Origin of the sequence: Cohnella cellulosilytica (assembly GCF_042431195.1) — a bacterium.
In the GTDB taxonomy this organism is placed as follows: Bacteria; Bacillota; Bacilli; order Paenibacillales; family Paenibacillaceae; genus Cohnella; species Cohnella cellulosilytica.
In genome coordinates this window covers 52501-74832 of sequence record NZ_JBHMDN010000073.1, presented here as the reverse complement: position 1 = coordinate 74832, position 22332 = coordinate 52501, and the positions used below count along the sequence as shown (strand labels likewise).

The 22332-nt window shown below is 59.6% G+C and carries 16 protein-coding genes; 3 read left to right on the top strand and 13 right to left on the bottom strand.

Annotated elements, in window-relative coordinates:
• Positions 1-71: 71 nt before the first annotated feature.
• Positions 72-1175, top strand: a complete 1104-nt coding sequence (locus tag ACFFT4_RS31650; RefSeq protein ID WP_378053210.1) for a LuxR C-terminal-related transcriptional regulator — start codon at positions 72-74, stop codon at positions 1173-1175.
• A 29-nt stretch (positions 1176-1204) separates the two neighbouring features.
• Here ACFFT4_RS31650 and ACFFT4_RS31645 read toward each other — a convergent pair whose 3' ends face one another.
• Positions 1205-1534 (bottom strand): L-rhamnose mutarotase, encoded by a 330-nt coding sequence (locus tag ACFFT4_RS31645; RefSeq protein ID WP_378053208.1) that lies wholly within the window; start codon positions 1532-1534, stop codon positions 1205-1207.
• A gap of 173 nt (positions 1535-1707) precedes the next feature.
• On the bottom strand, positions 1708-3219 hold the full coding sequence (locus ACFFT4_RS31640; RefSeq protein WP_378053206.1) for a protein adenylyltransferase SelO: 1512 nt from the start codon (positions 3217-3219) through the stop codon (positions 1708-1710).
• 227 nt (positions 3220-3446) lie between these two features.
• Here ACFFT4_RS31640 and ACFFT4_RS31635 point away from each other — a divergent pair, with 227 nt between their 5' ends.
• A complete protein-coding gene (locus ACFFT4_RS31635; RefSeq protein WP_378053204.1) occupies positions 3447-4070 on the top strand; it encodes a MerR family transcriptional regulator in 624 nt (207 codons plus the stop codon).
• A 472-nt stretch (positions 4071-4542) separates the two neighbouring features.
• Here the strand turns inward: ACFFT4_RS31635 and helD are convergent, their stop codons facing one another.
• From helD to ACFFT4_RS31605, 6 genes are all read right to left on the bottom strand, one after another.
• Positions 4543-6987, bottom strand: a complete 2445-nt coding sequence (gene helD, locus ACFFT4_RS31630; protein WP_378053202.1) for an RNA polymerase recycling motor HelD — start codon at positions 6985-6987, stop codon at positions 4543-4545.
• 324 nt (positions 6988-7311) lie between these two features.
• A complete protein-coding gene (locus ACFFT4_RS31625; RefSeq protein ID WP_378053199.1) occupies positions 7312-9153 on the bottom strand; it encodes an ABC transporter ATP-binding protein in 1842 nt (613 codons plus the stop codon).
• Positions 9150-10907, bottom strand: a complete 1758-nt coding sequence (locus ACFFT4_RS31620) for an ABC transporter ATP-binding protein (protein WP_378053197.1) — start codon at positions 10905-10907, stop codon at positions 9150-9152. Before ACFFT4_RS31620 ends, ACFFT4_RS31625 begins: the two co-directional genes overlap by 4 nt.
• A 283-nt stretch (positions 10908-11190) precedes the next feature.
• Positions 11191-11595, bottom strand: a complete 405-nt coding sequence (locus ACFFT4_RS31615) for a ribosomal maturation YjgA family protein (protein ID WP_378053195.1) — start codon at positions 11593-11595, stop codon at positions 11191-11193.
• Between the two features lie 95 nt (positions 11596-11690).
• Entirely contained in the window at positions 11691-12692 is a 1002-nt protein-coding gene (locus ACFFT4_RS31610; protein ID WP_378053193.1) for a Gfo/Idh/MocA family protein, read from the bottom strand.
• Complete coding sequence (locus ACFFT4_RS31605) at positions 12685-13725, bottom strand: alcohol dehydrogenase catalytic domain-containing protein (RefSeq protein WP_378053191.1); 1041 nt, start codon at positions 13723-13725, stop codon at positions 12685-12687. Before ACFFT4_RS31605 ends, ACFFT4_RS31610 begins: the two co-directional genes overlap by 8 nt.
• Positions 13726-13929: 204 nt before the next feature.
• Between ACFFT4_RS31605 and ACFFT4_RS31600 the strand changes: the two genes are divergently transcribed.
• Positions 13930-14820 (top strand): AraC family transcriptional regulator, encoded by an 891-nt coding sequence (locus ACFFT4_RS31600; RefSeq protein WP_378053189.1) that lies wholly within the window; start codon positions 13930-13932, stop codon positions 14818-14820.
• A 481-nt stretch (positions 14821-15301) separates the two neighbouring features.
• On the opposite strand, the gene ACFFT4_RS31595 is transcribed toward ACFFT4_RS31600, so the two are convergent.
• The 5 genes from ACFFT4_RS31595 to ACFFT4_RS31575 form a co-directional block, all read right to left on the bottom strand.
• Positions 15302-17410, bottom strand: a complete 2109-nt coding sequence (locus ACFFT4_RS31595) for a glycoside hydrolase family 43 protein (RefSeq protein WP_378053187.1) — start codon at positions 17408-17410, stop codon at positions 15302-15304.
• A gap of 21 nt (positions 17411-17431) precedes the next feature.
• Positions 17432-18238 carry a carbohydrate ABC transporter permease gene (locus tag ACFFT4_RS31590; RefSeq protein ID WP_378053185.1) on the bottom strand — a complete coding sequence of 269 codons (807 nt, stop codon included), beginning with the start codon at positions 18236-18238 and terminating at the stop codon, positions 17432-17434.
• Positions 18239-18250: 12 nt separating this feature from the next.
• The gene (locus ACFFT4_RS31585) at positions 18251-19141 is read right to left on the bottom strand and encodes a carbohydrate ABC transporter permease (RefSeq protein ID WP_378053183.1); all 891 of its coding nucleotides are present in this window, start codon (positions 19139-19141) and stop codon (positions 18251-18253) included.
• 93 nt (positions 19142-19234) lie between these two features.
• Complete coding sequence (locus tag ACFFT4_RS31580) at positions 19235-20584, bottom strand: ABC transporter substrate-binding protein (protein ID WP_378053181.1); 1350 nt, start codon at positions 20582-20584, stop codon at positions 19235-19237.
• Between the two features lie 105 nt (positions 20585-20689).
• Positions 20690-22330 (bottom strand): response regulator, encoded by a 1641-nt coding sequence (locus ACFFT4_RS31575; protein WP_378053179.1) that lies wholly within the window; start codon positions 22328-22330, stop codon positions 20690-20692.
• Positions 22331-22332 lie beyond the last annotated feature (2 nt).

The following is a 22332-nucleotide window of genomic DNA, read 5'->3' as shown; positions in this document are numbered from 1 at the left end:
TAGACGAATAAGGAGCTGCGACGCCATCCCAGAAAGGTGGGATTTCCGCCGCGGAAGACGATATGGATAACATGAAGCAACGGATCGAACGGCTGGCCGAGCAAGCCGTCTCCTCCAGGGAATTCAGACTGGAGCTGCTGGCGCGGCTGCGCGAAGCGTTTCCCTTCGACGGCGCATGCTGCTCCGTCGTCGATCCGCGCACGCTTCTCTCGGCGGGCGCCGTTACCGAAGACGGCGTGGAGGCGATTCACCATCGCCTGTTCGAATACGAATACGGATATCGGGATTATAACCGGTTCGAGGAGTTGGCCGAAGCGGACCGTCCGGCGGCCGCTCTCGGAATAGCGACGGAAGGCGACCCGGAGAGAAGCGCCCGCTTCCGGGAAGTGCTGCGTCCCGCGGGCTTCGGGGACGAGATGAGAGCGGCTTTAGTGAGCGGGGGACGATGCTGGGGCTTCTTGACTCTGCTTCGCGGGAAGGATCGGCCTTCATTTACGGAGGAGGAGCTGGTGCTGCTGACGTCGCTCGTGCCGACGATCGCCTCCGCTTTGCGGCGGACAAGCCTGGCTCTGTCCGATGCCGCTGAGGAGCCCGGGCTGGAGCCGGGCGTATTAGTCGTAGTCTCGGACGGCGTTCATCTGGCGGAGTTGTCCGCAACCGACGCGGCCGCACGCTGGCTGGCCGCGCTCCGCGAGGCCGAGGGGATCGGCGCCGGCATCCTGCCCCGGCCGATTCGGGCGGTCTGCACCCGGGCGCTGGCCGGGGAGACGGGAACAGGCAAAGAGCTTGCGAACGGCAAAGCCGCCCGTACCTGCGTCAGGCTTTCGGGCGGCTCGTATGTAACGATTCGGGCCGACAAGCTGGTCGGCCAAGCTTCGGCCTTACAGCTTGCCGTCGTTTTCGAACTGGCGCAGCCGGCCGACAGACTCCCGCTGATCGCCGAAGCCTACGGACTGTCGGAGCGCGAGAAGCAGCTGCTTGGGACGGTCGTGCGCGGACTGTCGACCCGCGAAATTTCCCGCGAGCTTCACATTTCGGTCCACACCGTCCAGGATCATCTCAAGTCAATCTTCGCCAAGACGGGGGTATCCAGCCGCAGGGAGCTGATCTGGCGGCTCTTCTCCCGTTACGCCTCCCCGCCGAACGCCGTGAAGCGTCCAACGGAGGAGCCCTGACGGCTCGGACGGCGACCGGTCGGCAGCGTTCAATCCAGATGAAAAACCTCTTCCATACTTGCCCACCATTCGCCTTCCGCCCGGGTTTCAAGCGGCTGCTGGCAGGGCTTGCAGACCTCCCACCAACGCTGGGTCTCCGGATCGGCGGCCATCTTGGCGGAATCCGCGTCGAAATCCGTTCCGGTGTACTCGAAGTAACTGAACAGGAACCCGTCTTTGTAATAGATCGAATAATTTTGAATATGGCATTCCTTGATCATCCTCAGCACGCCCGGCCATGCCGCGGCGTGCAGTCTCTTGTACTCCTCCAGCTTATCCTCTCTAACGCGAATCAAGCTGCCGTATCGCTGCGCTGCCATCCGTCTCACTCCTACGCCCATAATTGAGTCCGTCCCCAGGCTTCCCGTCGCTCCGCGCTGCGCCGCGTTTGCCGTAAAACCGATTGCCCGGGGATACTGGTGCTACCGCACCTCTAAATTATCATAGTCCCGGCTCGGGTGACAACAGAATTCGGAGCGGCTCGCCCGAACCCTCAAGTGCCGCAGAAAGTTCGGTAAGGACGTCCCGCCGGCTCGGGCAGCGCGCAATACGAAGCCTGCTCGGGCGTATACGCATAAGGCTGAGCCAGCACGGCGAGCAGTCGTTCCATCACGCTGTAATCGCCTCGCTCCGATGCGGCCTCCAGCGCCTCCTCCACCCGATGGTTGCGAGGAATGACGGCCGGATTGCTGCTCCGCATCAGCAGCAGCGCTTCCTCCCGGCTTGCCGGCTGCCTCTCCAGCCTCTGCCGCCACCGTTCCTGCCAATGGCGGAATTCCTCTGCGTCATGAAACGGCGTCCCTTCCGGCGCGTCCATAGTCAGAGCGCGGAAAGTATTCGTATAGTCTGCGCGATGCTTCTGCATCAGAACGAGCAAGTCTTGGACCAACTCCTCGTCCTGCTCCTCTTCGCCGAACATTCCCAGCTTCGCTCTCATACCCGTCAACCAATGGCCGTGATATCGCTCGCCGAACTCGCCAAGCGCGCCTTCGGCGACAGAGATCGCCTTTTTCTCCTCGTCGGCCAGCAGGGGCAGCAGCGTTTCCGCCAATCTCGCCAAATTCCAGAGCGCGATCTGCGGCTGATTGCCGTAAGCGTATCGCCCCTGCGAATCGATCGAGCTGAATACCGTCGCCGGGTCGTAGACATCCATGAAAGCGCACGGACCGTAATCGATCGTCTCGCCGCTGAGCGCCATATTGTCGGTATTCATTACCCCGTGAATAAAACCGGCCAACTGCCATTGGGCGATCAGCTTGGCTTGGCGGCGGATGGCCTCCCGCAGAAGCAGAAGGGCGCTCCCCCCTTCATCGTCGCTTATCTTCCCGTTCGCTTCGACTGTTGCGGCCGCCTCCGGATAATGCCGCCGCAGCGTATAATCGACCAGCGCCCGAAGCTCTTCGTCTCCTCCCCACGCCGCCGCATACTGAAACGTGCCGACGCGAATATGACTGGCGGCGACGCGGGTCAGCACGGCGCCCGGCAGCTCCTTCTCGCGCTGGATCGGCTGTCCGGTCATCGCGACCGCCAGGCTGCGCGTCGTCGGGATGCCCAGCGCGTGCATCGCTTCGCTGATGATATATTCGCGCAGCATCGGCCCCAAAGCCGCCCTCCCGTCGCCCCCGCGGGAATACGGCGTTCTGCCGGAGCCCTTGAGCTGAATGTCGAAGCGTTCTCCCTTGGGCGTGATCTGCTCGCCCAGTAGCAAAGCCCTTCCGTCTCCGAGCCGGTTGAAATGCCCGAACTGATGCCCCGCGTAAGCTTGGGCGAGAGGCTCCGCGCCTTCCGGAATCCGGTTGCCGGCGAATACGTCCGCGGCATCCCCGTCCCGCAGCGCATCCGCGTTCAACCCGAGCTCCTGCGCAAGGCGCTCGTTCAGAATAACCAGCTTCGGCGCGCGCACCGGCGCCGGGCTCATCTTCGTATATAAAGTCTCCGGCAGTCCGGCGTAGCTGTTATCGAAATTCCATCCCGCGCCCCGCCGCTCGTTCTTTTTTTCTTCCATCGTATTTTCACCTTGATTCCGATAGGATTTTTTGCCGTTCTTTAGCATGGCTTGCAGCCTTATTATACCCCCGAAACGGCCGGATGAGGGCAGTTGTGCATGAAGAACCTTGCGCGATTGGTATAATGCTGGGTCTAAAGACAAAAAATGATCATAAGTAAGTTGTAGTTTATCTTGCAGTTTGTTAAACTGGAGGTGAAACCGCTGTGGAACACGAGGTGAGACTTATGACGACTACGGAAGCGAGAAGGCAAGCCAAGGAGCTTGCTTTGGAGGTTCTGGGAAAGCCCGATCACGAGATCGTATCCGTTAACGCCCGCACCATCAAGGGATTGATGCATTTGATGCGTGATTACGCCGTTCTTACGCATGCAACAGACCCTGAGACCGAAGTCGCGGAAGCCGTCGAGCGACTGATTAATCTTATCGACCTCAACGAAAGCTCGACACCGCAGCAAACCAGTGATTACTACAAGACAAGTCAATTGGCCGATTATTTTGGCGTATCCGTAACTGCGATTAATAATTGGATAGATGAAGGCCGGTTCATCGGATATCGGAGAGAGCCTCGCAAGCACGCCAAGATTCCCCATAACACCCCTTTTCAACATCGGGACGGGCGAATCGAGCCGCTCGGACATGTTATTGAACGTTGCCTGAAACAGGAAAACGAATCCTTTGCCTCATATGACGAGAAAATGATGCTGCTAAACGAGATTGAAACTTTACGGCAAAAATACGGTGGGAGAGCTTACGAGGATATTTTTAATTTGGACGATCCGAGCCCCGAGCAAGAGCAGGATGCCTCGCGCTGGCGTTTTTACCGCATGAGGCTTGATGATCTCTCATGAGCCGGTACAGCGACTATGTCGAAAAACTCTCCCCCCCATGAGCCTATCGTCCCCACCGATTGGTCTTATGTGCAGGAGAAGTTTGACGATATTATCCAAGGTGAAATTGTTAGCGGAAATTATGAAGGACACGAGAGATACCCTCAAGTGCGAAAGACGATTCGAATAAGACACGGAGACGGCATTCTTCATGCCTCCGAATATATTCACGATCGCAAGGGCGAGGCAACTCGTGTCCTTCAATTCGAATACGACTGGCAGTACAATCCGTAAAACCCTCAGTCCACCTGGAAATTTCACTATGATTCGTATCACCCTGAGTCGTATTGGACGATAACCAAGCATTTTCACGAACACGATCAGCCCACCCCGTTAAAAACGGGCCACTCTAGACTGCCTAACTTTAGTCATCGCCACATATGCGCAGTCCTGGAAACGATTCGTGTCTCGCTCCGGGTCGGCGGCAGGCTTCCTATCCCTTGACGGGGTATCCCTCAACCTGTTGTTCCGCCTCGTACAGCGAGTCTTCTACCCCCGATAGGAAAGGCGTCCACGCTCCCGTCGAATACAACTGAAGCCGATGCATGGCGCGAGTGCACGCCGTATAAAACAGCTTCCGCTCGCTCTCCCGACCGTAAGCGCCCGGCGAAGCGTCGTTGATCAGCACTGCATCGAACTCCACGCCTTTGGCCAAATAAGCGGGAATGACCATGACGCCTTTCTCGAAGAAAAGCGTCTCCTTCGTAACGAGCCGCAGATTTTCGCATCCTCGGGCCGTCAGACGCTCGTAAGCCTCTGCGCTCTCGGCCGCGGTTTTCGTAATGACGGCAAGAGTCGCGAATCCTTCTTCCCGCAGCTCCGCCAAAGCCGCCGTCATCTTGACGATCCGCTCCTCTTCGTTTCGCACCGTCATGAGCAGCGGTTTGCCGCCGCTTCTCTCGAACGGCACGATCTCCTCGCCGTCCGGCAGCAGCCCTTTCGTGAATTCCACGATTTCTCGCGTGGAGCGATAGCTCCGAACCAGGCGGATCAGCGTTGTCTCGGACTCCCCGTACAAGCGGACCAGCGGAGATTCGGACTCGCGCAAATCGGTCGCCTGGGCGAAAATCGCCTGCCCGAAATCCCCGAGCACCGTCATGCGGGCGCGCGGAAACAGCCTCTTGAGATACGCGTATTGGAACAGGGAATAATCCTGGCCCTCATCGACGAACACATGCCGCACCTCCGTGTTCGTCCGTACGCCCTCGATCAGCTCCTTCAAATACAAATACGGAGTCGCATCCTCGTAAAACAGTTCAAACCGGGCCAGCTTTTCCCTGGTTTGCTTGCAGATGTCCGGCCACAGCGCGGGAACGGCGGGCTCTCCCACCATCTCGCGATAAGCGGCCGCATCGCCGAAAAGCTGAGCGTACACTCCGTACACGTCCAGGAAGGCCAGCTTCCGAACGCTTCGCCTGAGCGGCTTAAAGCTTTCCTTGACGATCCCGGCTCGCAGAAGCTCCTCCTCCCGCTCGGCATAATCAAAATCCCCCTCGTCTCCCCGGCGCTCATGGGTCAGCTTCGCCCGGACCTCCTCATACCGCTCGCCGAAATCGAACACGCTGCGTTCCTTGTGAAGCTGGCTATGAACCTCCGCGTACTGCTCGTTGTCAAGGTAATTAAGCTCCTCCTGCACCCAGAGCGCTTCCCGTTCCTTGCGCTCCAGCAGACTCAACTCCCGGAGCAGCCATTCCTGCAGCAGGTTGACGCGGTTAGCCAGACGAATGGACGGATCGCAGCTGTAAAATCGCGTCGTCATCTGCTCGGCGGTAATCAAATCGCGATCTCTGAACCGGATGCCGTTAAACCGCATTCCCGTCGTCTCCAGCCGTTTGGCGTACTGCCCAAGCGCCCTCAGATAAGACTCCGACGCCTTGTATTTCATGCCTTCCAGACGGGCCTCGTATCCGGAGCCGGCCTGCTCCGCCAGCATGTATTCCATCTGGTCGAACGGGTCCTCCAGCGTTAACGAGGAACCCAGCCAATACTCCAGATACTCTTGAAAAGTCGTCTGCTGCATATTCTCTTCGCCCAGCTCCGGCAGAACGGTGGACACGTAGCTGTTAAACATCGGATTCGGCGAAAACAGCACGATCTGATCGGCTCTGAGCGTATTGCGATGCCGGTATAGCAGATAAGCCGCTCGCTGCAGGGCGGCAGAGGTTTTACCGCTTCCGGCCGCCCCTTGCACAACCAGCAGTCTGCTTTTGTCGTTGCGGATAATTTCGTTCTGCTCCTTCTGGATCGTCGCCACGATGCTCTTCATTTGCGCATCCGCGCCCTTGCCCAGCACCTGTTGGAGCAGTTCGTCCCCGATCGTCACGTTCGCGTCGAACAGATGGCGGATTTGCCCGTCCTCGATTCGGAATTGCCGCTTCAGCTCCATCGTTCCGGCAATGAGGCCGCCCGGCGTATCGTACGCGGCCGCCCCCGGCAAGCAATCGTAGTACATGCTCGCAATCGGCGTCCGCCAATCGTACACGAGGAAATCCATGCCGTCCTCCTCGAGGAACGACGCCACCCCGATGTAGATTCGCTCCGTCAAGTCCGAGCCGTCCTCCCGGAAGTCGATGCGTCCGAAATACGGCGACGGCAGCAGCCGGTTCAAGTTTTGCCACTGCTGCACCAACTGCCGATGACTGCGTTCCCGTTCGGACAACACCGCCGCCTGCTGCTGAATCGTGAAGAAGGTTTCCTCGAAGTCCTCTTCCGTGCTTGTGTTCACCGTAACCTCTTCCCAGAAACGCTTCCGTATGTCCGTGACCTGTTCCCGCAGCCCGGCAGCCTCCGGCTCGAGCTCGGCAATCCTCGCCCTCAGTTTGCCCGCAACGGAATCCAGTCGCTCCTGCTCCGCCTGCCATACCTGTTCATTTGTCATCGTTACGCATACGCTCCTTTGTCCGTTCATTACGGAGGGATAAAAGCACTTGACATGCCGCAGACAGTCATGGTAAGATAAAGGTGTAAATAAAATGTTATACTTATGTCTACACACATAATCGCAGACGTTCCCATCATAACACAGCATGCTTTGGCATGCAATTTTTTATTTGCACATAACGAGGTGTCCGAATGCCGTGGTCATTGGCCGCGATGGCGAGTCCGCCTCAGGATTTCATAAAATAACGGCGCGTTAAGAACCCGGGATGAGGCATCCCGGGTTCTTTGTTAGGATCGACGGCTGAGCTGTCGGCAGCGGGCTCTAGGAGCCGCTCTCGTCTCCGTGCCACAGCCTGCGGAACGATTCGCTTCGCTCCAGCAGCTTCTCCGCCGTCCCCTCCGCCTCGATCCGGCCGTCCTTCAGCACGAGGATATGATCGGCGCGGGCCAGAGCGGCTTTGCGATGCGAGACGACAAGGCAGGTCGCTTCGCCTCGGTCGCCGAACAGCCGCTCCCACAGCTTCTGCTCGGTCTCGACGTCCAGAGCGCTCGACAGATCGTCGAACACGTATAGCTCCGCATCCCGCACGAGCATTCTCGCCGCGGCCGTCCGCTGGGCCTGGCCTCCGGACAGCTTCACGCCGCGCGGACCGATGACCGTGCCCAGCCCGTCGCGGAAATGCCGCAGATCCTCCTCCAGCACGGCCGTATGCAGCGCGCGCTCCAGCTGTCCGTCCCGGTCCTCGAGACCGAGCAGGATGTTTTCGCGCAGCGTGTCGCTGTACAGCCTTGGCGATTGCGCCGAATAGGCGCTGCGAGGCGGCACGAAGAAATGGCCCGCGTCGTCCACCTCGCTCCCATTCCAGAGAACCGTTCCGGCATCCTGCGGAAGCAGGCCGAGCAGGGTGCGCACAAGCGTCGTTTTGCCCGAGCCGACCGGTCCCGTAACGACGGTAAACGAACCCCGCCGCAGGTGCAGCCGGATGTCCTCGATGCCCCTTCCCGTTTCCGGATACCGATAGGTCAGGCCGCTTACGTCAAGTCTTTCCAACCGTTCGTCCTCGACGTTTGCAGACTGCGCTCCGGCACTGTTCGCTCCCCTATTCGCCGCCAATTCCCGCTCCTTCCTGCCTGAAGCGTTCGTTTGCCTCCCGGCAGCGGGTGTCTCCGGCTCCTTCTCGCCAAGCGTATTCGCCTCCGTCAGCACTTGCGCCGGCGCGCCTTGCAGCAAGCCGGTCAGCCGATCCTTGGCGACCGTCATCTGCTTGAAATAGGTCAGAAAATTGCCGAAATTGGAGATGAACTGGGTAACGAACGTCAAGTAGTACACGAACAACGAGAAGTCGCCGACCGTGAACTCGCCTCCGCGCATTTTGTGCCCGGCCAGCAGCAGGATCAGACCCGTTCCCAGGTTCACCATATTGGAGAAGATCGAGCCGAGCGCTTCCGTCATCAGTTTGTCTTTCAGCATCGATTTGCGGCGGTCGTCGTTTAATTTCCGGAACCGTTCCGTCACGCGATGCTCGGCGCCGGCCACCTGAATGGCCTGCACGCTGCCGAACATTTCGCTGATCGCTTCCGTCACCTTCGCCGTCGATTCCCGGCTTGCCGCGCGGTATTTCTGCAGCCGGGTCGTGGCGAGCTGCGCCGCGACGATCACGATGACGAGCGGCAGAAACACAAGCGTCGTCATTTCGGCGTCGATCCGCAGAAGAATAAAGCACGACACGACGGCGAAGCAGGTCATGCCGAAGACGTCCACCGACCAGCTGACCGCCTCCTCCGATTGATCGACATCGTCGCGGAAATGACTGATCGCCTCTCCGGGCGAACCCGGAATCGCCCGCGCGCCCGGACGCTGCAAAATGTGCGCAAGCACGTTGCGACGCAGGAGCATCCCCATGCGGAAACGGAAGCTCACATCCGTAATGAAACCCAGATAGACGGTCGCGCTTCTGGCCAAAGCGAAGCCGATCAGCAGCGCAATCAGCGCCCCTATGCCGAGCCCTGTTGCCGCATCGCCGGTCAAGGAATCGAAAAACTCCTTCGTAACGAGGCCGGGTACGATCGGCATCAGATAGATCGCCGTCCAGACAAGCGCGTTGAACACATACCAGCCCGGGCGATAACGGATCAATCGCCACATATACGAGAACGTACTCATGCCAACACCTCCTCGAGCCCGGCCGCCAGCATGCGGCTAAAGCGGGAGTCCGGATCGGCCGCCAGCGCCTTCCTCGGTCCGTTCTCGATGATGCGGCCTTGCTCCAGAATGACGATCTTGTCGGCCCGTTCGACGGTCGCGAGCCGGTGCGCGATCATGATGCAGCTTCGGTCCTTCAGCAGCTTGTCGACGGCCCGCTCCAGCCGATGCTCCGTCAGCGGATCGAGCCGCGACGAAGCTTCGTCCAGAATGACCAGACCCGGGTCGGTCAAGAACACCCTCGCGAAAGCAAGCAGCTGCCCTTCTCCCGCGGACAGGCTCCCGCCGCCCGAAGCCAGCGGCGTATCCAGCCCCTCCGGCAGCGAATCGTACCAGTCGCCCAAGCCCAGCTCGCGAAGCACGCCGATCATGCGCTCGTCCGGCACGCTCTCGTCGTAGAACGTCAGATTGTCGCGCACGCTGCCCTGAATGATCTCGATGTTCTGCGTGACAAGCGCGACCTTCGTCCGCAGCTCGCCGAGCTTGCATTCGCGGATATCCACGCCTCCCAGCCGAACGCTTCCCTCTCTCGGGTCGTAGAAGCGAAGCAGCAAGCGGGCAAGCGTCGTCTTGCCGCTGCCTGTTCGGCCGAGCAGCCCGAGCACTTCGCCGGGAGCGAGCCGCAAGCGGATGCCGTCCAGAGTCGGCTCGTCGTCGTAGCCGAACGTTACATTGTCGAATTCGACGGCCAGCGGCCCGGAAGGCAGCTCGGCTCCCGGGCCGTCCTCGATTTTCGAGCGCATGCCCAACAGCTCGCGAATGCGCACGAGGCTGGCGTCCGCCTTCTGCAAATCCTCGATCTGGGTGCGAATTTTCTCGATCGGCTTGGCAAGCAGCTCCGTATAGTAGAAAATCAAATACACCGTACCGATCGTAATGCTGCCCTGCTTCCAGAGATAGGCGCTGATCGCGAACGCCATTGCGTTGCCCAGGGCGAACACGACAATCGTCGTCACCCACATCGAAGCGAACCCGAGAAAAGCCTTCGTGCGAATCGGCAGCATCCGGCGCAGCAGGCCGTAGAACCGGTTCATGACGAAACCGGTCGCCCCGTTGGCCCGAGTATCCTCCGTCCCTTCCAGATGCTCGCCGATAAAGCCGTAAAACTCGGCGTTGACCTGCCGCCACTTCGTCCATACCGGAAGCGCGAACTTGCGAATCCACTGAATGACGAACACGGAGCCGACCACGAACAGCAGCATACCCGCGCCGATCCATACATTTTCCCGGAAGAGGAGGACGATCACGCCCGCCATCAGCAGCAGGTTGCCGGCCAAGTGGATGATGAAGCTGGAGAAAAAGTTGGCCAGCGCGTTCACGTCCCCGTCCACCCGTTCGATGATCGAGCCCGTCGTGTTCGACTTGTGGAACGACATATCGAGCTTCAGACCGTGCTCGGCCAGATCGCCCCGCAGCCGGTTCGTCGTGCGCCAAGCCAGATTCTCGCTGACGTAAGTGGCGATGACGGAGACGATCTGCTGCACAAGCGAGAAGCCGATGAACAGCAGCGCGGCGTAGTAGAGCGGCTCCAGCGAACGGTCGGATTGAGCGGTATCGATAAAATAACGAATGATTTGCGGATTGACGAGCTGCAAGCCGATCGAAGCGAACAGCAGCGCCGTCAGGCCGATCAGCGAGCTCCGCTGCGGAAGCAGGTATCGGCCCAGCATCTCGTAATAGTGGCCTAACGAATTGGTTTTCGCGGTCTTGCCCATGGCTTGCCCCCTCCCGCATAGACGTAACAAAGGCGACAACCTGCCCTGTTCAGAGGGGTTATCGCCGCTTATTTGACTGTATCCGAATCCTTGGCCGCCGTCAATCCGCAGAACGCATCAACCGGAATACCATGACGAGAGCTTGACCGGGTTCTGGCGTCTCGGAGCGCGATGCTGCACTGCATAACGGCGGTCGGCCGATCTTTCCGTTAAGTGTATTCGCTTTTCCGCAGCCGTATTCTACCCCGTCTCGCAGGCTGCGGCAGCACCGGCCGGAGCTCTCTCACTTCCGCCGGTTTGCCGGCGACCGGACGCCTCCCGCGCACAGTTTATCGATCGCGAAGGCCGCCGCGCAGCCGGCCAAATAACGAACCAGATCGATCCCCAGAAAACCGCGGCCCAGAATCAAAGCGCCCATCGTCGTCGCGCGGACGCCATTGATCCAGTTCGCTTGATACAGCTGACTGAACTCGATCGCGAAGCTGAAAATCAGCGCGGCCAAGAAGGCCGCCCGCCTGCTTCTCCCGACGAATAGCGCCCGGAAGCCGCAGTAGACCATCGCCGCCCACAGCGCGTCTCCGGCATGGTCGGCAATCAGCGGTGGAAGTCCCGACGAATACCTGCGGACGCCGAGCCCCAGAACGATCAGCAGCGCCGCGGCTGCCAAATAGAGCAAGCGATGTTTCATCCGTCTTCGCCCCCCGGATCGAACAAAGGCGATAACCGGCCCGTTATATGGGGTTATCGCCGTTAATTCGACTGTATCCGATTGCTCCGCAGCGGTCAATCCGCTTCCGGCACGGCGACCCTTCTTCCTTCCGTGCAGGATTCGATCGCCGCGCAAGCAAGCTTCAGCGCGCGATGGCCCGCCCGGGCGTGCACCGGAGGTTCCTCTCCGGTCAGGAATGCCTTCAGCATCACGTCCGCATGAGTGTCGAACGTTCGGTGAAACTCCCTGTCCCGGTCGTTGAAGTAGCCCGCCTGCCACGTTTCCGCAAGCTCGCTGCCCGCCTGCTGGAAGCGGAATTGCCTGACCGTATCGTCGATCACGAGCCGGCCAGCGGTTCCGTTCACCTCGAGCCGCTGCGTGTCTTGATAGGCGTAGGAGGAGTCGTAGGAGCCGACCAGACTGCCTACCGCGCCGCTGGCAAAACGCAGCGAGATCGACATCGTGCTGAAGCCCTTGCCGGTCATCTCCGTCATCTCCGCCATGACCGAGGAGATCGGCCCCAGCAAATATTCCAGCGAATCGAAGCCGTGGCACTGGGTTTCGATCAGATTGGCGTAAGGGTGACCGCCGTCCCCTTCTCCGCCGAATCGCCAAGTCGCGAATATGGGATCACCCAGCGCTCCGGCGTCGAGCTTGCTCTTCGCCAGCCGCATCGGCTTCGCGTAGCGATGATTGAAATTGAGGCCGAAGAACAGCTTGCTCTCCGCGGCCGCGGCCAGCAGCCGTTCCGCTTCCCCCAGATCGAAGACGAGCGGCTTCTCGACGAACAGCGGCACACCCGCCTCGATTACCTCCATCGTCGCGTCGTAATGATCCTGATTCGGAAGGCAGACGCTGACCAGGTCCGGCTTCTCCTTGGCGATCATCTCCCCGATGCTCGTGTATGCCCGCGCTCCGTACCTCGCCGCGCGTTCGGCCGTCCGCTCGGGCGTCCTGCCGACGATGGCGCACAGCTCCGACAGCTCGCTCTGCGAGAACACGCGGGCATGCTGCTCTCCCCAGCCTCCGGCTCCGATTAACGCGATCCGCACTCGCTCTCCCCGCGCTTTACTCATGCTCCACCACCACTTTTCCGCACTGCCCGGAGAAAAACAGCTCAGCTGCCGCTTGAAGCTCTCCCGCCGGATAACGATGCGTAATAATCGGTCTTAGCGCCTGCAGATGCTCTTTCAGCAGCGCAGCGTTCTCGGCGAGCTCCGCGAAAGCGAAATATTCGCTGCCCAGCACGGCTCTCTCCGCCGCGATCAAGTCCGGACTGACGTCAAGGGACAGCCCGCCGCCATGGCCGACGCACACCAGCGCGCCTCTTTTGCCGAGTACGTCCATCGCCTGTCTCCTCGCCTCGGTTCTGCCGCTGGAATCGAATGCCGCGTCGACCTCGGAATGCCCGTGCTTCCGCAGCTCTTCCGCCAGGGAGGCCCGGTCGGCGCGAATCGGAATTCCGCCCATTTTTTGCGCCAGCTCCAGCCGATAGACCGTCACGTCCGTCATGAACACCGGAACGTCCTTCCCCAGCATGAGCTTCGACATCGCCAGCAGCGCCAGCCCGATCGGGCCCGCCCCGGCGACAAGCACCGATTCGATGTCCGGTCTCGCCAGCCTGGCGCGACGAACGGCGTGACCGCCGGTCCCCATCACGTCAAGCAGCAGCGTAGCGTCGGTGAAAGACAAGTCATCGTCGATCGGAAAGAAAATATTTTCGTGCACCAGCATATACGAGCCGTATCCCCCATCGTGGGTGAATCCCATATCCGCCCGCTTATGCAGGCATTGGTTCGTATAGCCGAGACGACAGCTCCGGCATTCGCCGCAGAAGTCCATCAGGAAAACAACGCCGCGCGCCCCAATCTCGGTTGTCGTGCCCGTCCCGGCCGCAACGACGACGCCCGCCGCCTCATGACCGAGAGTGAGCGCCTCCGAGCCGTTCAGATAGAACCCTTTTTCCGAGCCGCATAACGCGTTGGCTTTCGATTGCAGTAGCAGCTGTCCGGGCCTCGGATTCGGGACCTTCTTCTCCACCCATTCCACCCGGCCTTGACCGGCGAAAACGGGGGACTTCATTACGGCAGGCACATTCGCTAAACTCATCAGAGACCCTCCTTATTCCACCTTGTGGCGCCAAGGACGCCGTGCGCCGGGATGCAGCGCAGCGACGGCGGTTCGCACGCCTTTTCCACTTGTCGATTTCCACGTTATGAACGTTGGGATATACTTGTATTATAGAAGCGGAATCTGCCCTCCGCTTGTTTAATCCCACGAACAAACTTGTCAAAAACAACGGAGGATAACGCCATGCCCCGACAATTGGACTTCGAATGGAGCGAAGAGCTTGCCCTGCCTTACGTTCGTCTCTGCTACCGGTTTATTAATGAATCGTTCTTCCAGGGGCCGCGACGGCTGCTTGACTATCTGGTGCTTTATTTGGAGCAGGGCCGCTACCTCCTGACGGTGGAAGGAACGGAGTACGAGCTGCTCGAAGGAGAATTCGCGCTGATCCAGCCGGGCTGGCTGTTCACGACGAGAGGGTACGGACAGTGCATCGTGCCGAACGCGCACCTGGACTTCTTCTATCGGCCGCGCCGGGAGGAAAGCTTCGTCACGACCCCGGGCATGACGAGTCTCGAGGGCTACTCCGGGCTACTCCAGCCTCGCCTGAACGATCTCCCCGGCGTCGAGGTGCCCGTCAAGTTCAAGCCGAAGCGGCCCGTCGAGTGCCGGGACACGCTGTACCGGATGATCGAGCATTTCAAAGGCAACGATCTGCGAAGCGCTCTGCAGGTTCAGCAGCTCGCCCTCGAGCTGCTGCTGCACATGATCGGCGACCACGAGCTGCCCGTATCCGCCGGCTTCGCCGAGCAGCAGTTCCGCGCCAAGATGAACGCCTTCTTCTCCTTCCGGCTGTCGGCTCCGCTCTCGGTGAGCGACATGGCCGAGCACGCGGGCTATTCCGAATCCCATTTCTCCGCCTTGTTCGCGCGTTCGTTCGGCACGACCCCGCACCGTCACCTGCTGCTGCTGCGAATCGAACGCGCCAAGGAGCTGCTGGCCTCCACCTCGCTCAAGCTCGACCTGATCGCCGACTACTGCGGCTTCGCGGACGCCGCCCACTTCTCCAAAGTATTCAAGCGCGAGACCGGACTGGCTCCAAGCGATTACCGCCGGAGAGAACGGGGAACGACGTAGCTGGAAAAAGTACCATTATCCTAAAATTTCGTACATCGGCTCCCGAATGGGGCTCTAGCGGGGCGCGTTACTCGAAGAATTCGTACATCGGCTCCCGAATGGGGCTCGGCGGGGCGCGTTACTCTAAAATTTCGTACAGCGGCTCCCGAATGGGGCTCTAGCGGGGCGCGTTACTCGAAAAATTCGTACATCGGCTCTCGAATGGGGCTCTAGCGGGACGCGTTACTCTAAAATTTCGTACATCGGCTCCCGAATGGGGCTCTAGCGGGGCGCGTTACTCGAAAAATTCGTGCATCGGCTCTCGAATGGGGCTCTAGCGGGACGCGTTACTCTAGAAAATCGCATATCGGCCATCAGCAGGCAGGGGGCCTGACTGAAGGGGATACCCAAAAAGCCCCGCTCGCGCCAATAGGCGCAGACGAGGGCTTAGGCTTGGAAATATACGCTCACTCATGAGAGGTCAATCGGAAAACCCCACAAATTACTCGATACCCGTCAGGGAGACAAGGCTGAACTCCGCCTGGCCGCCGCAGCAGACGAAGCCCGGAATGCCGTCTGCCTTCGCCAGCTCGTGAACGCCGTCGAGCAGCAGCAGATTGTCCAAGCGAACGAACAGACGTCCTGCCCGCACCGTAATATCGAACGTGTGAGCCGCGCCCCAGTCGAAATCCGCCGACAGAGACACAACGGCCAGCGTTGTCTCTCCCCCGACAGAGCGGACAACAACTTCGGCGCGTCTGCCTGCTCTATCGCCCGAACGAACGAGCCTGCACTCGATCGCTGAGCCGCTGTCCGCCGCATACGCGACATAAGCGCCCGCATACGCCGCGTTGGCCGCCAACCTCAGATCAAACGCAAACCGGTAAGCCCCGCCGCGTCGCGCAGGCTCCCAGCCGATCAGCCAGGCGGTGCGTCCGTCGCGGGAACGGCAGCTCAGCTTGCCCTCCGCAGCTTCGGCGGAGCCGCTGCCTTCCGCGAGCGACATCGCCGCGACGAAGCCCGACTCCGTCCCGCGTCGCAGCGCGAGATGCTCGGTTACCTCCACGCCTGCGAACGAAGCGGAGGTGAAGAAGGTGACCAGCCCGATCCGTCCTGACTCATGGGGATACGACGCGGCCGCAAGCTCGATTTCGTCCAGCTTAAACACGTAGCTGCCCCCGGTTTTCTCCACGCGAAGCGTATGATAGACGTCGAACCGAAACTCGAACGGCAGAGCCGACCGAACGACGCCGTGCTTGATGCCTCCGCTGACCGCATAGGCCTCCAACTGCCGCCGTCCGACGTCCAGCACGCACGCCACGAAATTCCGCTCGTCCACATAACAAGCATAGACGCCGTAACGCCCTCCGCGATGATCGTAGCGCCACTTGACGCTCGTCTCCAGCACGAGGCTTCCGAACGATCGCGCCGTCACGACGGACATCGTCTGCGCCGGAACCCGTTGCATGACCTCGCCGTCGCCGACTGCCCACTCTCCCGCAAGCTCCTCCCAGATCTCCGAGGACAGCCTGCCGCCCGCCCCCGAGTCGAACAGCTCGCGAAGAGCCGGCAGAGCGGGTGCATCCTGCGCCTCATAGGTCGGACCCGGCATCCACATCCGCTCGCCGCTCCAGAGCAAGGGATCGGCGCGCATCGTGCGCTGCTCGCGGCCGAAATCCAGTTCGTCCGCCGCATTGCGGCCATGGTAATATACCCATTCGTCCACATTGTTCGGCCCGCGCACGACCGAGTTGTGCCCGACGCCTTCGACTCCGTCGTTTTTGCGCAGCAGCGGCTCATAGCGGTCGTCCGACGGGTGCTTCGTCCAATCGAGTCCGATCAACCCAGCTTCATCCCGCACGGGGGCGGAAGAATAGCCGATAAAATAATTCGGTCTCACATAAGCATTCCCGCTGTACATCATATAATGCCTGTCGCCCCGGCGAACGTAGAACGCGCCCTCGATCGTATGCCAGTCGCGTCTGTCTCCGAAACGGTTTTCCTCATAGATCTCCTCGTCGAGGGTAGGGGCGACGATCAGCTGAGGCTTGCCCGCCGGAGTGACCATGTCCAGCAGCTTGTCCGCCAGGATGACGGTGCCCGGACGCTCGGCGTCCACCCCGGAATACTCGTTGTTGGAGTAGAACAAATAATAATCCCCGGCTTCGTCCTTAACGACGTGGGCATCCAGCGAGAACGTATCGTACAGCGTGCGGACGTACTTGAAAGGCCCTTCCGCCCGCTCCGATACCGCGACTTGCAGAAATTCCTTGTGAACGTCCTCCTCGCCCTCCGGCATGGAGGAGACATACAGGTAGAAAGTGCCGTTCTCGTAGACGACCGCCGGAGCCCAGTAATTCTTGAACCCTTCCCGCCGATAAACGCAGCCCTTATGCTCCCAATTCACGCCGTCCTTGGAGCGCAGAGCCAGCACACCGGCTTCCCCCGTGGCATACGTGTAGTACACGCCGTTATGCTTCAATACGTACGGATCGGGATGCACATCCGATACCGGAGCTTCTCCCGCGACGCCTTCCAGCGGCAGAGGATTGACGTAAGTCCGCTCCCCCGTCACCGGCAAATGCACAATGCGTTTTCCTTCCTTGTCCAACCGAATCCGCCTCCCCCGTCGTTAGCTCTTCACGGCCCCCGCCGTCAAGCCCGCTTGCATGTACCGCTGTCCGAACAAATAAATGATAATCGAAGGAATCGTCATCAGGATGAGCGCCGCGTACAGCTGCGCGACCATCTCCGGCGTCTGCCCCGTCGTCCCGGTAAAAAATTGCGTGGCCAGCGTCACCGTATACATCGATTCCTTCCGCACGAACAGCAGCGGTATGATATAGTCGTTCCAGGAATAGATGAACGTAAGCACCATCACGTTAATGATGGCAGGCAGGCCGAGCGGAAGCATAATTTGCCGGTACAGCCGGATCGAAGAGCTTCCGTCGATCATCCCCGCTTCCAGAATGGCGTTCGGGATGCCTTCGAAGTAATTTTTCAGGATGAGCAGCATAAACGGAGCGTTAAACGCCGCCAGCGGCAAAATAAGCGACCAATACGTGTTCATCAGATGCAGCGACTTCATGGTGAAAAAGAGCGGCGACATGACCGCCGTAGCCGGAATCGCCAAGCAGGCGACCAGCGAGTAGAACAGCACATTCTTGAAGCGGAACTGCATCTTGGCGAAGGCGTAAGCGGCCAGACTGGCCAGCAGGCTGACGATCAGCATCGAGCAGAACGCCACGAACAGGCTGTTGAACACGACGCGGAAATAGTCGACCTTCGGATGCCGGATCACGGCCAAATAGTTGTCGAATCCGTTAATCTGCAGCGACTGGATGACCGATTCGATAAGCGGATACAGCCAGATAACCGCAAAGACGAGCAGAACGGCTTGGATGACGAGCTTGTTGACAGGCCGCAAATTCGTAAACATGACCGTTCCCCCCTAGTGGTTATTCTGCTGCCGGTTGCCCAGGCGCAATTGGACGACCGCCAGCACAACGGCGATCACGAGAATCGTTACGCCCGCCGCCGCCGACATGCCGCCGTTGAACTCGTCGATCGCTTTCTTGTACACGTAAGTGGTCAGAAACTCCGTGGACCGCCCCGGGCCGCCCCCGGTCAGCAAAGCGACAATATCGAACGTCTTCAACGAACCGACGATGCCGAGCACGACCAGCGTCGAAGTTGTCCCGCCAACGAGCGGAACGGTAATCCGGAACAGCGTTCTCCAGAAGCCCGATCCGTCCATCTTGGCGGATTCGTATATTTCATCCGGGATGGCCAGCAGGCCGGAGTAGTACATCGTCATACTGAAGCCCATCCACTGGAATATGTTCACGATAATGACGGACATCAGCGCGTATTTCGGATCGCCGAGCCAGGAGACGGCCAGGAAATCCAGATGCAAGGCGCGCAGCGTCTCGTTCAGACTGCCGAAATTCGTATCCATAATAATGCGGAAGATCGCCGCGATAATAACCGGCGCCATCACCACCGGAATGAAGTAGATCGATTTGAAAAAATGATTCCCGAACAGCTTGGCCCGCAGCAGCACGGCCAGAAGCAGTCCGAGGGCCGCCTGAATCAGGACGGTGCATACGAGGAAAATCAGATTGTTCTTAAGCGCGATATGGTAGGTGGAGTCGTCGAACAGCTTCTTGTAGTTGTCGAAGCCGATGTATTTCATCTGGGAATCGATGCCGTTCCATTGATGAAAGCTGGTATAAACCGTAAATCCGATGCTGTAATACAGGAAAATTCCCGATAAAATCAGAATCGGCAAAATGTATAGATAGGCCTTCCCCCCGGATAGAACGGAACGGCTGCCGGACATGATGATCCCCCCTGTTGGCAACGAACGTCGGGCATGAGCCTGGAGAATTCTCTCTACCGCTCATGCCCGCGCCGTTATTGTCGTTCGATTGCGTTATCGGGCAACGCCTTCGGACACCTTCTGCACTTCCTTAAGCGCCGCTTCGACGTCCTTGCCCGCAGCGACGTCCTGCATCGCGATGCCGATCGCATTGTTCAGCTCCGGATAGTCGAGCAGCCGCTTGCCGACTGCGCCGGCAATCTCCTGGTTCACGATGCCCACCGCTTCCTTCTCGGAGTCGAACTTGAATTGATCCAGCGTCTGCACCTCTACGCCGATTTTGGACGGGGAGCCTTGGATGAAGTCGGCCATGATCTGCTGGCCTTCGCCCATCGTCAGGAACTCAAGCAGCTTCCAGGCGGCTTCCTTGTGCTTGGAATTTTTGTTGATCGCCAGCGCCGTATCGACGCTTGCCACCGCCTTGGACGGGTTCGGACCGATCTGCGGCAGCAGGAACATGCCTGCAGGATCGTTCTCGATCGCCGTGCCTTCCTTCTCTCCTCCCGGAAGACCGAAGCCGACGTGCCAGGAGCCGGTCATGAACATGGCCGCTTTACCGGAGTAGAAATATTGGTCGCGAGCGTCCGGATAAGTGGACAAACCCAGAGCGCCGTCCTGGAACACTTTGTCCGTGAACAGCTGCTTCCACGCGTTCATCGTGTCGACGAACGCCTGGTCCGTGAACGCCACTTGGCCTTGCTCGGCTTCGTACACTTTGCCCGGAGCGAACTGATTGCTCAATGCAACGAACATGTCGACGTCATGCCAGGTGTCCTTCGCGCCCATCGCGACCGGCACGATGCCCGCTTCGCTGATTTTCGCGTTAACCTGCTTCCATTCCTCATACGTCTTCGGAACCTCGGTAATGCCCACTTTATCGAAAATCGCCTTGTTGTACAGAACGAACTCTTGACCCGTCAAGTTAAGCGGCAGAGCGACCATGGAGCCGTCCTTGGACTTCACTTGATCGATGGAAGACGGAACGAACTTCTCTTCCCAGCCCGCGCCCCACTTCTCGTCCGCGAGCGGCTGAATCGGTTCCAGCATGCTCGCGTATTGGTTCAGCATGCCGCCGACCTGCATCCCCATCAGATCCGGACCTTCGCCTGCGCCGATCGCCACCTGCAGCTTTTTCTGGAAGTCCGTCTGTTCGCCGCGCCAGTATTCGACTTTGATGTCCGGGTTGGCCGCTTCGAACGCCTCGATCACTTTCTTGGATTGAATATCCGTCGGCACCCAGGACCAGAACGTAACCGTCTCCTGCTTGCCCGAGCTTGCCGGAGCCGTGCCCGAAGGAGAGCTCTCCCCGCCTGCATTGCTATTGTTGGAGTTGCCGCACGCCGAGACGACCAGGCTCGCGGCGACGACGCCGGTCAGAGCCCACTGCCACTTCTTTGTTCTCATCTCTGTTGAACCTCCCTAGGTTAATTCTTAATTTGTCCCTCTTAATCATAAAAAAAAGAAGCCCGCCCAAGGGCTCCACTTTTTTTACGTTTCACTACAGCTTTTTTACGTCTCGGCCGAATCCGGCATTTTCTCGTATTCGACAGGGGTAATTCCGGTCACTTTCTTGAACACGGTGAAAAAATAATTGTAGCTGGAAAATCCCGTCCGCCGCACGATCTCCTTCAGATCGCTCTCCCCCTCGCGAATCATCCTTTTCGCCTGGTCGACCCGGAACCGGGTGACGTAATCCGCGAATCCGAGCTTCAGCTCCTCCTTGAACACGCGGCTCAGATAGGAGGAATTGACGCCGGCCTCGTCCGCCGCGAGCTGCAAGGTGATCGGCTCCGCATGGTGCCGCCGGATCCATTCGAGCGTTCGCCGCACGAGATCGGAATGCGCGGACGGCGTCTGGCGGGAACGCAGCGCGCGCAGCAGATCGTGGTACACGTTCGTCATCCAGTCCCGCAGCGCGCGGGCGGTATCGAATTGCATCAACGTTTCATATGGCGTCGCGGAGCCGCCGCCATACACCTCTTCCTCGGCAATGCCCGCTTCCTTCAAGCTGCGATTAGCCAGATGGATAAGCTCGACGCAGGCCATCTGCACCGATTTGTAAGCCGCGTGCGCCTCGATCATTCGATCGAACAGATCGTCCAGCACTTCCCCGACGCCTTCCTCGTCCAGGCGGGACAGCCGGAGCGACAATTCGCGCTCCAGCCGCACGTCCACCGTCGGAACCTCGGCCTCCTTCGGCTTGCGGGCGGACTCCGGCCAGATCACCGCGTCCGTCCCGGCATAGAACCGTTCCTCCAGCGCCCGTTCGGCTTCCGCGAAAGCTTGCGGAATATCCGCGATCGCATCGCACAGCACGCTGACGCTGCAGCTGACGCTCAGGTTGAGCTGCCGCTTTACGCTCGACCGAATCCGCCGCAGCGTCTCGTGAATCGTCGTATGCCAGAGCAGGCGGCTGCTGGTCTGCAGCGTGAACAGAAGAACGTACCTGCCTTCCTCCGTCTGCGCCAAGTAGGCTTTGTCCGCGTCCGCGAGAATGTTGCCGGCGATATCCTTGAACGACTGGGTCAGATTGTCCAGATCCTTGCGCTCGAGTCTTTCCCTTAACTGCAGATATCCGTCCCAGGACACAACGACCGCCGTGACGCCTCCCGGATAGAATTCGAGGCCGAGCTCCTGCAAAGCGGCCGCCGGAACGGATTCGTCCGGCCGCTCTCCCTGGACGAGCCGGCGAATCGCGTCCTCCCTCAGCAAGACGCGGCTTCGCTCCACTTGAAGCTGCAGCTGCATGCTTTTCTCCGTCGCCATCCGCTCTTCCTCGAGCTTGTCGGAGGCTTTGCCCAACACGTCCAGCAGCAGGGCCGGACTCAGCTCGTGCTTCAGAATATAGTCGACTGCGCCGCTCCGCAAGCTGTTGCGAATATAGTGCACGTCGCTGTAGCCGCTGACGGCGATGATTTTCGTCCGGGGATGGCGCTTCGTCAGGTAATCGATCAATTCCAGGCCGTCCATTCCGGGCATGCTCATATCGGTGACGACAATATCGGGCTCGCGCTCGTCCGCCATCCGCCGGGCGGATTTTCCGCCGGTCGCTTCCCCGCACAGGACAAAGCCGTGCTTTTCCCATTCCAGCATGTTTTTCAGGCGGTTCAACGTCGGCAAGTCGTCGTCCACCAGCATGATTCGCAGCATTC